The sequence below is a fragment of the Curtobacterium oceanosedimentum genome (assembly GCF_020297365.1).
In the GTDB taxonomy this organism is placed as follows: domain Bacteria; phylum Actinomycetota; class Actinomycetes; order Actinomycetales; family Microbacteriaceae; genus Curtobacterium.
Genome location: NZ_JAIXIG010000023.1, coordinates 1 through 14,203, shown reverse-complemented (window position 1 = coordinate 14,203; position 14,203 = coordinate 1). Strand labels below are relative to the sequence as shown.

The window sequence follows — 14,203 nt, the reverse complement described above, 5'->3', positions numbered from 1 at the left end:
GCCCCGACACGGGCCGCGACCCGACAGGAAGAGCCTCTCCGTGACGAGCAAGCACCACCAGGACGACCGCAACGAGCACGGGGCGCCCGTCCGCGTCCCGCTGACCTCCGCACAACGGGGGATCTGGTACGCCCAGCAGCTCGACCCGTCGAACCCGACCTACCAGATCGGGCAGTACCTGGACCTCCACGGCGAGCTCGACCAGCGGCTCGCGCGGATCGCGCTCACCAAGTCGGTGGCCGACCTCGATGCGCTCTCGACACGCATCCGGTCGGACGCCGAGGGCCCGTACGGGATCATCGAACGTCCGAGCCCGACCGACGAGGTCATGCAGGTCGTCGACCTGCGGCACCTCGACCCGGCCGCGGCTCGTGCCGAGGCGCTGGCGTCCATGGACCGCGAGATGGGGACGCCGCGGGACGTGCAGGGCGACGACCTGTTCGGCGCGGTCCTGTTCCAGGTCACGGACACCCGTTCGCTGCTCTTCCTGCGCGTGCACCACGTGCTGCTCGACGGGTACTCCGCGGTCATCGCGCTGCGGTACATGGCCGAGGTCTACACGCGGTTGTCGCGGCACGCGCCCTCGGGGCGGCTGCTGGACGTCACCGCGAAGCCCCTCGCGCACCTCGCCGCGCGCGTGTCGTCGCCGCTCCCCGGGCTCGACGACCTCCACCGTGACATCGCCGAGTACGAGGCGTCCGACCAGCGCGACGCCGACGAGGCCCACTGGCGCGACGCGCTGGACGACGACGCGACCGTGGCCGGACTCGAGGGGACCGCCGCGACGGCCGCGAGCTCGGTCGTCCGGGTGGCCGTGCCCCTCGACGACGCGCGCACCGCGCGACTGACGGCGCTCGGCCGCGACCTCCCCAAGACGGTCGTCGCGATCGTCGCCCTGTACATGTCGAAGATCACGGGCGAGGAGCGGGTCTCGCTCGGCCTGCCGGTCACCGCACGCCGCGGCAAGGTGGCGAAGACCACGCCCTCGATGCTCTCGAACATCCTCCCGCTCCGGATCGACGTGCCCGCGAACGCCGAGGTCTCGGGCGTCGTCGCGCACGCCGGCGACGTCGTCCGCGGTGCCGTCGCGCACCAGCGCTTCCGCGTCGAGTCCCTCGACGGCGCGCCCCGCCACGCCGGACCGTCGGTCAACCTGCTGCCCGTCATCGACGAGATCCGGTTCGGTGACGCCGTCGGCGCGGTCGAGATCCTGTCGACCGGACCGGTCCACGACCTGTCCATCGTGCTGTCCGGCCTGTCGAGCGACGCCGCCGCCGCGACGCTGCAGCTCGAGGGGGACGCTGCGCTGCACACGACGGCGAGCCTCACCGAGCACGCCGACCGGTTGCTCGCGTTCATCGACCGCGTGGTCGACGGCCCCGAGGGGCTCACCGTCACGGACGCCGCGGTGGTGCACGAGGACGAGGTCGCGGCACTCCTCGAACAGGGAGCCGGCGACACCGTCACCCTCGATCCGGAACTGGTGCTCGAGGCCTTCGCCGACGTCGCCCGTCGACGCCCGGACGACCTCGCCGTGGTCGCCGACGACGGCACGAGGACGTTCGCGGCGCTCGACGCCGACGCCACACGCCTCGCACACCACCTGATCCGCGAGGGCGTCGTCCCCGGTAGCCGGGTCGCGGTCCGCATCGAGCGCAGCGTCATGCTGCCGATGCTCGTCCTCGCCGTGCTGCGGGCGGGCGCCGTGTACGTCCCCCTCGATCCCGAGTACCCCACGGACCGCGTCGCCGGGATGATCGAGGACTCGACCCCGACGATGCTCCTGACGAGCAGCGCCCAGCTCGCCCGTGACCGCGCCGCGGGTGCGCCCTGGCAGGTGCCCTCGCTCCCCGTCGACGCCGACACGGCGGTGTGGCACCGCCGGACGGACGACCCGAGCGCACTGCCGCAGACGGCCCCGGACGCCCTCGCGTACATCGTCTTCACCTCCGGCAGCACCGGACGGCCGAAGGGCGTCGGCGTGGACCGCACGGCCTTGCGGAACCTGTTCCAGCACCACCGCGCCGAGATGTTCGACCCGGCACAGGCACGACTCGGTCGGCCGTTGCGCGTGGCGCACACGGCCGGGCTGTCGTTCGACGCCGCGTGGGACCCGCTGCTCTGGCTCTTCGCCGGCCACGAACTGCACATCGTCGCCGACGACGTCCGGCGCGACCCGGAGCGCCTCGTCGAGTACTTCGTGCGGCACCGGATCGACGCGGTCGAGACCACCCCCTCGTTCGCCGAGGCGCTGCTCGCAGCGGGCATGCTCGACACTGACGTCCACCCCACCGAGATCGCCGTCGGCGGCGAAGCGGTCGGCCCGGCGCTGTGGGACGCGCTCGCCCACCGCGACGACGTGCACGCCGTCAACCTGTACGGGCCCACCGAGGCCACCGTCGACAGCCTCACCGCGGTGCTGGAGCCGGGACGCGCGCCGCACATCGGCTCGTCGGTCCGCAACACGCGCCACTACATCCTCGACGCCAGCCTCACCCCGGTACCCGACCGGGCCGTGGGTGAGCTCTACCTGGCCGGCACGAACGTCGCACAGGGCTACGTCGGGCAGCCCGGGCTGAGCGCCGAGCGCTTCGTCGCCGACCCGTTCTCCGCCGACGGTTCCCGCATGTACCGCACCGGGGACGTCGTCCGTCGTCGGCGTGACGGGTCCCTGCGCTTCGTCGGCCGCATCGACGACCAGGTCAAGATCCGCGGCTACCGCGTCGAGCTCGCCGAGGTCGAGGCCGCGATGGCCCGCCAGCCCGGCGTGGCCGTCGCCGCGGCCGTCGTCTCGGGCGAGGGGCCGGCCAGCCGCATCATCGGGTACGTCTCCTCCGACGGCGACCTCGGGGGCCTCCCCGCGGCCGTCCGGGACGGCATGCGCTCCGAGGTGCCCGACTACATGGTGCCCTCGGTCGTCGTCGCCCTGCGCGAGATGCCGATGACCCCGAACGGCAAGCTGGACCGTCGTGCGCTGCCGGCCCCCGAGCAGTCGACGACCGGCACGGTGCTGCCGCCGCGCAACGAGACCGAGCGCATCGTCGCCGACGTGTTCGCCGAGGTCCTGGACGTGCCCGTGATCGGGGTCGAGGACGACTTCTTCGCCGCCGGCGGGCACTCCCTGCTCGCCACCCGGCTCGCAGCGCGCCTGTCCGAACGGCTCGACCGGACGATCACCGTGCGGGACGTCTTCGAACGGCCGTCCGTGGCCGCCCTCGCCGGCGGCAGCGGCTCGCCGACCGGCCGCGAGTCCCGGCTGGCACGGACCACGCGTCCGGACGAGGTGCCGCTGTCGCTCACGCAGCGCCGGCTGTGGTTCCTGAACCGCCTGGAGCCGGACTCCGCCGCCTACAACATCCCCGTGGTGCTCCGTCTCGACGGCCCGCTCGTCGTCGAGGCGCTGCGCGCTGCGTTCGTGGACGTCGCGATGCGGCACGAGCCCCTGCGGACCATCGTGCCGCTCGCGGGCGACGAACCGCTGCAGCAGGTCCTCGAGGGCGCGGCCGCGGAACCCCCGTTCCTGACGGTCACGGTGCCCGAGGACCGGGTCGACGACGTCGTCCGCGACGAGGCGACCCGTCCGTTCGACGTGACGACCCAGACACCCCTCCGCGCGGTGCTCCTGCGCATCGACGACGACCGTCACGTCCTGGTCGCGACGATGCACCACATAGCCTCGGACGGGTGGTCCCTGGCACCGTTCGCCCGCGACCTCGGGACGGCCTACGCCGCCCGTGTCAGCGGGACCGAGCCGGGATGGCAGCCGCTGCCGGTGGACTACGCCGACTTCACGCTGTGGCAGCGGGAACAGCTCGGTGACGCCGACGACCCCTCGAGCGAGCTCGCCGAGCAGTTGGCGTTCTGGCGCACCACCCTCGTGGGTGCACCCGACGAGATCGCACTGCCCCGCGACCGTGCCCGCTCGATCGACGACCGAGGTGCCCGGCAGGCCGTCGGCGAGGTGGCGCTGACCCTCGACACCGCACGGCACGAGGAGCTCCGCCGGTTCGCCGCCGACCACCGGACCAGCCTCTTCATCGTGCTGCACGCGGCCGTGGCCGCCACCCTCCAGCAGCACGGCGCGGGTGAGGACATCGTCGTCGGGACGCCGGTCGCCGGCCGGACGGACCCGCAGCTCGACGAACTCGTCGGCTTCTTCGTCAACACGGTCGCGCTCCGGACCTCGCTCGTCGGCGACCCGAGCATCGAGGACCTGCTCGAACGGGTGCGGTCCGCCAACTCCGCGGCGTACGCGCACCAGGACGCACCGTTCGACGCGGTCGTCGACGCGCTCCGGCCGCCCCGCTCCGTCGGTCGGCACCCGGTGTTCCAGGTGATGCTGACGTTGCAGAACACCGAGCCGGCATCCCTCGACCTCGGCGACGTCGCCGTGTCGCTGCCCGCCCAGTCGACCAGCGCCGGGGTGAAGACCGACCTGCTCCTCGACGTGACGAGCCCGGACGGCGAGGACGGCGCACTCCTCGTGACGTTCGGGTACGACGCGACGCTGTTCGACGGACCCACCGTCGAGCGCCTGCGCGACGCCCTCGACCGCGTGCTCGCGGCGTTCGTCGCCGACCCGCTGCGTCGCCTGTCCGACATCCCGAACGTGGACGCCGAGACCGCCCTCGCCCTCGACCGGCAGGCGCGGGGGCGGACCGTCGACGTGACGGGGACCGTCCTCGACCGCCTCGACGCCACGGTCGCCCGCACCCCCGACGCCGACGCGCTCGTCGACACCGCCGGCACGACGTCCTTCGCCGAGCTCGCAGCGCGGACCACGGCCGTCGCGACCGGCCTGTCGACGCTCGGCGTCGGCCGGGGTGACCGCGTCGCCGTCGCCCTCCCGCGCAGTGCGGACGCCATCACGGTCGTGCTCGGGGTCCTCCGGGCCGGCGCCGTCGCGGTGCCGGTCGACGTCGCCTACCCGGACACGCGTGTCGGTCAGATCTTCGCGGGGGCGGAGCCGTCCGTCGTCGTCACGGACGACGCGGAACGCGCTCGCACGGTCGCCGCCACGGCGGGCGTGTCCGTGCAGGTCGTCCCGCCGGCGGACCTCGTCGGCGCGACCGGCCTCGGCACGCGGCCCGTCGCCCCGGAGCCGGAGGACGTGGCGTACCTCGTCTACACGTCCGGCACCACCGGGACGCCGAAGGGCGTGCAGGTGTCCCACGGGTCGCTCGCCAACGTGCTCGCGCAGCACGAGGACGCCATGATCCGGCCGGTCCGCGACCGCGTCGGAGGACGCACCCCGCGGATGCTGCACCTGTCCGGGCTCGGGTTCGACGCGGCGTGGGACCCGATCCTGTGGCTCGTCGCGGGGACGACGCTCGAGGTGGCCGACGACGCCACCCGGACCAACGCCGAGGCCGTCGTCCGCACCGTCGTCGGGCACGGCATCGACGTCATCGAGACCACACCGTCGTACGCCCGGCAGCTCGCCGCGGTGGGACTCCTCGACGCCGTGGCGGAGCACGAGGGCCACCTGACCGTCGCGGTGGGCGGCGAAGCGGTGCCGCCCGACCTGTGGGACCAGATCGCCGAGGCCGACCACATCGACGGTTGGAACCTGTACGGGCCGAGCGAGAGCACGGTCGACGCCGTCGTCGCCCGGATCGAACCGGGGGAGGTGACCATCGGCTGGCCGATCGCCAACGTCACGGCCCGGGTCCTGGACGACTTCCTGCAGCCGGTCCCGCCCGGGGTCGAGGGAGAGCTCTACCTGTCGGGCGGTTCCCTCGCGCACGGCTACCGCGGACGACCCGCAGAGACGGCCGGACGCTTCGTCGCCGACCCGCAGGGTGACGGGACCCGCATGTACCGGACCGGGGACGTCGTCCGCCGTCGCGCCACCGGGGAGCTCGAGTTCCTGCGCCGCGACGACGACCAGGTCAAGCTCCGGGGGTACCGGATCGAGCTGGCCGACGTCGCCCGGGCGCTGGAGCGGATCGACGGCGTCGAGGCCGCCGTGGCGCGCATCGTCGCGCCCGCCGGTCCGGACACCGCACGCCTCGTGGCGTGGGTCGTCGGGACGGTCGACGAGCAGGCCGTCCGACGGTCCGTGGCGGCCGACCTGCCCGACTACATGGTGCCCACGGCCATCGCGGTCGTGGACTCCATCCCGTTGACGCCGAACGGCAAGCTCGACACCGCCGCACTGCCCGAGCCCTCGTCGACCGGTGGAGGCGACCGGCCCGTGACCGAGGACGAGCGGACGATCAGCCGTGTCTTCGGCGACGTGCTCGGTGTGCACGACGTCGGCATGCAGGACGACTTCTTCGCGCTCGGCGGCCACTCGCTCCTGGCGGTCGGACTCATGGGACGGATCCGGGACGAACTCGGAGCCACCCTGCCGCTCCGGAGCATCTTCGACGCCCCCACCCCGGCCGGCCTCCTGGCGGCGGTCGGTTCCGCGGGGAGCACCACGCCGCAGGAGGAGCGGCACGATGCGCCGGCGCTCCGTGCGTGGGCGGCGGCGAACCCGCGACGCGACGGCGAGCAGCTGCCGCTGTCGCCGAACCAGGCGCGGCTGTGGTTCCTCAACCGGCTCGACCCCGCCTCCACCGACTACTCCGTGCTGCTGCAGGCGACCTTCCAGGGCGACCTGGACGCCGACGCGTTCGCGGGCGCCGTCGACGACGTCGTCGAGCGTCACGAGGTCCTCCGCACGACCTACCCGGAGGTCGACGGTCGGCCGACGCAGCGCGTCCACGACGCGACACCCGGGATCGTCACCGGCGACGCCGTCGACACGTCGGTCGGCTTCGACCTGACGGTCGACCTGCCGGTCCGTGCCGGACTCGTCGCGACGGGGGAGCAGCGGTGGCGCCTCGACCTGCTCATCCACCACATCGCCACCGACGGTGCGTCCCTCGCTCCGCTCGCGCGGGACATCGCCACCGCCTACGCCGCCCGGACCGGGAGCACCGCTCGCGCGCAGCGTCCGCTCGAGGTGCAGTACGCCGACTTCGCGCGGATGCAGCGCGCGCTCCTCGACGCCGACGGCGGCCGGCACGACGCATCGCTCTCGGCGTGGGTCGAGCAGCTCGCCGGCATCCCGGACGAGCTCGACCTGCCCGCGGACGGACGGCGTCCGGAGTCGGTCACCCGTGCTGCCCGCCAGCTGCGGTTCACCGTGCCCGAGGACGTCGTGTCCGCACTGCACGCCGCTGCCGGGCAGGCGCAGGCCAGCGGGTTCCACGCCTGGCTCGCCGCACTCGCGGGCTACCTGCACCGCATCGGCGCCGGCGACGACGTCGTGATCGGATCGCCGTCGGCCGGGCGTTCCGACCCGGACACGGCGGAGCTCGTGGGCTTCTTCGTGAACACCCTGCCGCTGCGCATCGAGATGGCGGACGCACCGCACCTGGTCGAGACCATCGAACGAGCACGGGCGGCGACCCTGCGCGCGATCGAGCACGAGTCGGTGCCGTTCGAGCGCATCGTCGAGGCGATGGCCCCGGAGCGTCGACTCGGACGCCACCCGCTGTTCCAGACCATGCTCTCCGTCGAGGAGGACAGCGGGGTGGCGATCGCCCTGCCCGGCGTCACGACCGAGCGGATCGAACCGGACACCACCGGTTCGGCGAAGGTCGACCTGTCGTTCACCCTCCGCCCGCGCCCCTCCGGTGTCGTCGACGGCGTCCTGGAGTACGACGCGTCGATGTTCAGCGACGCCGCAGCGCAGGGGTTCGTCGACCGGTGGACCGCGTTCCTGGCGGGAGCGTCCGCCGCCCCGCGACTGCCCCTGCTCGACGTCCCCGTCGACCCCGCCGCCGGACGGCTCGCCGCCTGGCCGGCGACCGCCACCGACGGGCAGGAATCCCTGCTCGAGGCGTTCGCCGCGTCGGTCGCGGCCCGCCCGGACACCCCCGCGATCGTCTCGGGGAGCCACTCCCTGACCACGGCGGAGCTCGATGCCCGCGTCGACGGGCTCGTTGCGAGGATGACGGCCGCAGGCCTCCGACGAGGCGAGGTCGTCGCGCTGCCGCTGCACCGCGGCGTCGACACCGTCGCCGCTCTGCTCGCGGTGTGGCGAGCCGGTGGGGTGGCCGCGCCGGTCGACGTGGAGCTGCCACGCGACCGGATCGCGACCATGCTCCGGACCGCCGCCGTCGCCCTGGTGCTGCACCACGGCCTCCAGGACGGCGCAGCCGACGCGGACGCGACCGCCGTCGACGTGGCGACCCTCGCCGCGTCCGACGCGGGTGTGCCGTCGCACCGGATGCTCCGGATCGACGGCGACGGCGACCGCGACGGCGACGGCGACCGCGACGGCGACGGCGACCGCGCGTCGTCTCCCGTGGCGGCAGAGCGACGCGAGCCGGCGGCGCCGGCTGCCGACGACCCCGCCTACCTGGTGTTCACGTCCGGCACGACGGGCGAACCGAAGGCCGTCCAGGTGCCGCACCGCGCGCTGGCCGCGCTCCTGTCGAGCCACCGCGCGACGCTGCTGCCGGACCCCGCGGACCGACGCGTGCGCCTCGCGCACACCACCGGTGTCGGGTTCGACGCGGCGATGGACCCCGTGGTCTGGCTCGCCGCCGGTCACGAGGTGCACGTCGTCGACGATGCCACCCGGCGCGACCCCCGGGCGCTGGTGACGTTCCTCGCCGACCGGGCGATCGACGCCTGGGAGACCACGCCGAGCTACGTCACCGCACTCGCCGGGCAGACGGACCTCGGAACGCTGTTCGATAGCCGGGACACGGCCGACCCGTTCGTCCTGCTGCTCGGCGGGGAACCGCTCGACGCGGGGCTGTGGACGTGGCTGCGCGACCGTCCTGCGGTCGAGGCCTGGAACCTCTACGGACCGACCGAGGTCGGTGTCGACTCGATGGTCGCCCGGGTCGCGGACAGCACCACCCCGCAGCTCGGCGCGACGACGGTCTCCACCGTCGGCTACGTCCTCGACGCCCGCCTCCGCCCGACCCCGGTCGGCAGCGTCGGCGAGCTGTGGCTCGCCGGTGCGCAGCTCGCCCACGGGTACCTCGGCCGCGCGGGTGCGACGGCCGACCGCTTCGTCGCGGACCCCTTCGCAGCGGACGGCTCGCGGATGTACCGGACGGGCGACCTCGTCGTGCGACGGGACGCCGACGGGGACGACCGCCCCGCCGTCACCTCGTTGGGACGCAGCGACGGGCAGGTGAAGATCCGTGGTCACCGGGTGGAGCCGGGCGAGGTCGAGGCGCTGCTCCGCGACGCCGACGGTGTCGCCCAGGCCGTGGTCCGCCCGGTCGACACCCCTCGCGGCACCGAGCTCGGCGCGTGGGTCGTGACCGACGTCCCCGCCACCGACACCTTCCTCGGTGCCCTGTCCGACCGCGTCCGCTCCCGCGTCCCCGACTACATGGTGCCCGCGGGGATCGCGCCGATCGACGCGGTCCCGCTCACGCCGAACGGCAAGGTCGACGTGCGGGCGCTCCCCGAGCTCCGGCTCGGCGGGGGGACCGGCGCGGCTCCGAGCGGACCGGCGGAACGCGCCGTGGCCGCGGCGTTCTCCGCGACGCTCGGCGTCGACGACGTCCGAGCCGACGACTCGTTCTTCGCACTCGGAGGGCACTCGTTCGTCGCACAGCCGACGATCCAGGCGATCAACGACGCGCTCGGTGCGGACCTGCCGGTGCAGGCGCTCTTCCAGGCGCCGACCGTCGCCGGACTCGCCGCCCTCGTCGAGTCCGGCGAGGCGGACGTCGCCGAGTCGCTCCGGACGATCCTGCCCCTGCGCCCGACCGGGCACGGCACCCCGGTGTTCGCGGTGCACCCCGCGAGCGGCGTCGCGTGGAAGTTCTCGTCGTTCGTCTCGCGTCTGGCCACGACCCGACCGATCCTCGGCGTCCAGATGCCGGGCATCGCGCCGGACCAGCCCGAACCCCCGACGGCCGGATCGTTCGCGGAGCTGCTCACCGAGTACGTCACCGCCATCCGCGGTGAACAGCCGCACGGACCGTACCTGCTCGTGGGGTACTCGTTCGGTGGGCGACTCGCGCACCACATCGCGGCCCGGCTGCAGGAGGAGGGCGACGAGGTGGCGCTCCTCGCGGTCCTCGACGCCTACCCGTCCGAGGCACCGGCACTCGCCGGTGTCGCGGACACCGACGCCATGTGGCGTGGGTTCCTCGACGCGAACGGGGTGACGCCCCCGACGGACGACCTCGACGGTGCCCGCGTGCTCGCGCTGCTCGCCGAGGCGGGCAATCCGCTCGCCGACGTGCCGGGACACGTGGTCGACCGCATGGTCCGCCGGTTCCGGCGGCTCGGCGAGCTCCTGGACGAGGCGCCGGTCCCCGTCGTCGACGGTGACCTCCACGTGTTCGCCGCGACCGAGGACGTGCCGGCGGACCGGCCCGCCCCGGAGGCGTGGGCGCGGTTCGTCACCGGGCGGGTGACATCGAGCCCCGTCGGGGTCCGGCACCAGGACATGCTCGCCGACCGGGCGCTGGACGACATCGCACCGCTGCTCGACGAGTTCCTGGCAGCGCCCGATCGGGCGGCGGGGCGGGGAACAGACCCGGCCGGATCGAACCGATCCGGCGCCGGCTCCGAAGACCCTGGTGAGACGACAACCGTCGCCGACACAGAGGAGGATCGACCGTGACGAACCCGTTCGACGATCAGGACGGCACCTTCCGGGTGCTGGTGAACGAAGCAGGACAGCACTCGCTCTGGCCGGAGTTCGCCGACGTCCCCCGAGGCTGGGTCGCGGTCTTCGGTCCCGCCGTCAAGGCGGACTGCACCGACTACGTGTCGGAGCACTGGCACGACATCACACCGTCCGTCGAGAGTCACCGCGTGGCCTCGTGATCTCCGTCCGAGGGATCACGAAGCGCTTCGGGAGCCACCAGGCGCTCGACGGCGTCGAGCTCGAGGTGCCCGAGGGGACGGTCCAGGGGCTCCTCGGGCCGAACGGTGCGGGGAAGACCACGACCGTGCGCGTCCTGACGACCCTGCTGCAGCCCGACTCCGGGGATGCCTTCGTCGCCGGACGATCGGTGCTCACCGAGGGACACGCCGTGCGACAGCGCCTCGGGGTGTCCGGCCAGTACGCGGCGGTCGACGAGAAGCTCACCGGGTTCGAGAACCTGACGATGGTCGGTGAGCTCTACGGCATGCGCCGGAAGGACGCGAAGGCACGGGCTCGCGAGCTGCTCCGGGACTTCCGCCTCGACGACGTCCCCGACGACAAGCGAGCCGGCGCGTACTCGGGCGGCATGCGTCGACGCCTCGACCTCGCCGGCGCGATCGTCGCCCGGCCGCCGGTCGTCATCCTCGACGAACCCACCACCGGGCTCGACCCCCGCGGCCGCCGGGACACCTGGGACGCGATCGAGTCACTCGCCTCGGGCGGGACGACCGTGCTCCTCACCACCCAGTACCTCGAGGAGGCCGACCAGCTCGCCGACTCGATCGCGGTCATCGACGGAGGACGCATCATCGCTGAAGGCACCGCCGCAGAACTCAAGACCCAGACCGGTGGGGCGCGCGTGGACATCCTGCTCGCGCCGGGCAGCGACGTGGACCTGGCGGTCGACGCCGTCCGTCGAGCAGGCCACGGCGCGACCGTCGACCGGCGCGCCGGTCGCCTCACCGTCGGCGCGAGCGGCGGGAGCCGGGACCTCGTCGAGGTCGTCGGCGCACTCCACGCCGTCGGGCTGGAGACGACGGAGGCGGCCCTCCGGCAGCCGACGCTCGACGAGGTCTTCCTCCAGCTGACCGGCACGGCGCCCGCGACGGAGACGACCACCGACCAGTCGGTCTCGCCCGAGCGGGAACCGGTGACGGCCGGCGGGTCCGGGGAGGTGCGCCGATGAGTGTCGCGAGCGTCCTCCGCGACGGCCGCGTCATCGCGCGCCGGAACATGCTCGGCGTCCGCCGGACGCCCGGCGCCCTGGTGACCGGCGTCGCCCAGCCCATCATCTTCGTGCTCATCCTCGGGTTCGTCTTCGCCGACGCGCTCGGGGGCGACGACTACCGCGAGTTCCTCATCGGCGGTGTCCTCGCACAGACCCTGACCTTCAACTCGTCGTTCACCGCGGTGTACCTGGCGAAGGACCTGCAGACAGGGCTGATCGACCGGTTCCGGGCACTCCCGATGTCACGCGTCGGCGTGATCCTCGGTCGCACGACCTCCGACCTGCTGACGAACACCATCTCGATCGTCGTCGTGATCGCCTGCGGTCTCGCGATCGGGTGGCGGGTGCACGCCGACCTCGGGTCAGTGGTGCTCACCTGCGGGCTGCTGCTCCTCTTCGCCTTCGCGACGTCGTGGATCGGCGCGTTCATCGCGCTGACCGCCCGGAGCGTCGAGGTCGCGCAGAGCCTGGGCCTCCTGTGGCTCTTCCCCGTCTGCTTCGTCTCCGGCGCGTTCGTCTCCGCCGACATGCTCCCGGGGCCGCTGCGCGTGGTCGCCGAGTGGAACCCGGTCACCGCGGTGGCGACCGCGGTGCGTCGCGGCTTCGGGAACGAACCGCCGTCCGGCTTCGCCGTCGGCCACGGGTGGCCCGCCGACAACGCGCTGCTCTACGCCACGCTGTGCTGCGTCGCGATCATCGCCGTCTTCGCGCCCATCGCCGTCGTGCAGTACCGGCGGATCAGCAAGCGGTGATCCACCTCCTGCTGGCCTCCGTGGACGACGTGCTCGACACGGGCGACCACCTGCTCGGACGGAGCGACGGCGCCGGCGCCTCGGCGCTCGTCGACGCGGCCGACCGCGCCGCTGCAGCCAGCAAGCGCGCGGAGGCCGACCGTCGTCGGACGCTCGCCGGCCGACTCGCGCTCCGGCTCCTGACCTGCGCCGTGCAGGGGCGCCCGGTGTCCGACGCGCCGTCGCTCCGCGTCGATCGCACCTGCGACCGCTGCGGAGCGCCGCACGGCCGCCCGCGCCTCGCGGAGCTCTCCGCCTCCACCTCGTCCTCCGGCGGCCTGGTCCTCGCCGCCGTCGCCGGCGACGCGGCCCGGGTCGGCGTGGACGTCGAGGAGTACCCGGAGCGCCTGTGGCCCGGGTTCGACGACTACGCCCTGCACCCGGCGGAACGGCAGACGGTGCCCTCCGGCCGTGCCGGCCTCGTCCGTAGGGTCCAGACCTGGACCGCCAAGGAGGCACTGCTCAAGTCGGTCGGGGTCGGCCTGCGCAGCGAACCGGCTGGGTTCCGGGTCGCCACCACCGCGTCCGCCCGCGTCACCACGGCAGGTGGTCGCGACGGATGGCGCCCGGTGGCGCAGTCGGACGACCCCGGGTTGGCGTGGGCCTGGACCACCGGCGTGGACGCCGGTGCGCGAGCGGCGGCTTCCGTCGCGGCGGCCGAGCCGTCTGCGATCCGGACCTGGAGGATGAGCGGGCACGGGGCCGACACGGTCTCAGGTGCGCTCCTGCGCGCGCAGGGCTCGGACGACGGTGCCGAGCAGTCGGTCAGCGCACCCGCTCAGGTCTGAGCTCCTCAGCGCCGGACGACGACCCCGGCCACCACCCGCAGCAGCAGCGCCACCGCACCGACCACGGCAGCCCCGACACCGATCACCACGAGGACCGCGGTGCGGACCAGCAGGTCCGTCCCGGACTCGTCCTGACGCAGCCCGAGCGTCGCCGCGGACACGAAGACGAACACCGCGGCGACGAGCAGCAGCACGCCGGTCCAGGTGACGGCGCGGAGTGACGCCGGCACGGGCACCTGGTCGCTCGCTGTCGCCGGGCGCGCTCGAGCGCCCTCGGTCTCCCAGTCAGCGAGTCCGGTCATGGTGGTCCCCCTCGATCGACGTCACGTCGACACGATCGTAGGGCCCTCGACGTCAGGAGGGCACGATCTCCGATGCCGTTCGGCGCGCCATCCGCCGACCTGGCTACCCAGCGCCAGCAGCAGCAGCAGCAGCGGGAGCGGCGACGACCCCGAACCCGACCACCAGCGCCGCGAGCACGCCCACGCTGACGACCGAGCCGACGAGGACCGCAGCGATCGCGAACGGAGATCCGTGGTCGTGCTCCCGGTCCTGCGTGCCCGCGAGGACGAGCGCGATGACCCCGAGACCTGCACCTGCCGGCGGCAGGAGGAACGCGAGGATGAACGCGCCCACCGCGAGCGGCTTCACGCTGCTCGCCGGCCGCCGCCGCTCGCCTGTCACGGCCGCCCACCCGGACGCCCGGGACCAGGCCGAGCGTCGTCGCGCCCCGCAGATTCGCCCTCGCCGCCCGCCGGATCGACCCGATCGA

7 protein-coding genes are annotated in these 14,203 nt (G+C 73.8%); 5 read left to right on the top strand and 2 right to left on the bottom strand.

Going from position 1 to position 14,203, the window contains the following annotated elements:
• The first annotated feature begins 40 nt into the window (after positions 1-40).
• From LEL83_RS11265 to LEL83_RS16260, 5 genes are read left to right on the top strand one after another with little or no spacing between them, the layout of a single operon-like run.
• Positions 41-10,597 (top strand): non-ribosomal peptide synthetase, encoded by a 10,557-nt coding sequence (locus LEL83_RS11265; protein ID WP_225558881.1) that lies wholly within the window; start codon positions 41-43, stop codon positions 10,595-10,597.
• Complete coding sequence (locus LEL83_RS11260) at positions 10,594-10,803, top strand: MbtH family protein (protein ID WP_198658381.1); 210 nt, start codon at positions 10,594-10,596, stop codon at positions 10,801-10,803. The genes LEL83_RS11265 and LEL83_RS11260 overlap by 4 nt, the downstream gene beginning before the upstream one ends.
• Positions 10,800-11,810 carry an ATP-binding cassette domain-containing protein gene (locus LEL83_RS11255; protein ID WP_225558880.1) on the top strand — a complete coding sequence of 337 codons (1,011 nt, stop codon included), beginning with the start codon at positions 10,800-10,802 and terminating at the stop codon, positions 11,808-11,810. The genes LEL83_RS11260 and LEL83_RS11255 overlap by 4 nt, the downstream gene beginning before the upstream one ends.
• Positions 11,807-12,604, top strand: a complete 798-nt coding sequence (locus tag LEL83_RS11250) for an ABC transporter permease (RefSeq protein WP_225558879.1) — start codon at positions 11,807-11,809, stop codon at positions 12,602-12,604. Before LEL83_RS11255 ends, LEL83_RS11250 begins: the two co-directional genes overlap by 4 nt.
• Entirely contained in the window at positions 12,601-13,431 is an 831-nt protein-coding gene (locus LEL83_RS16260) for a 4'-phosphopantetheinyl transferase family protein (protein WP_225558878.1), read from the top strand. The genes LEL83_RS11250 and LEL83_RS16260 overlap by 4 nt, the downstream gene beginning before the upstream one ends.
• Before the next feature lie 5 nt (positions 13,432-13,436).
• On the opposite strand, the gene LEL83_RS11240 is transcribed toward LEL83_RS16260, so the two are convergent.
• Positions 13,437-13,733: a hypothetical protein gene (locus tag LEL83_RS11240; RefSeq protein ID WP_225558877.1), complete on the bottom strand. Its 297-nt coding sequence runs from the start codon at positions 13,731-13,733 to the stop codon at positions 13,437-13,439.
• 103 nt (positions 13,734-13,836) lie between these two features.
• Entirely contained in the window at positions 13,837-14,067 is a 231-nt protein-coding gene (locus tag LEL83_RS11235; protein WP_225558876.1) for a hypothetical protein, read from the bottom strand.
• Between the last annotated feature and the right edge of the window lie 136 nt (positions 14,068-14,203).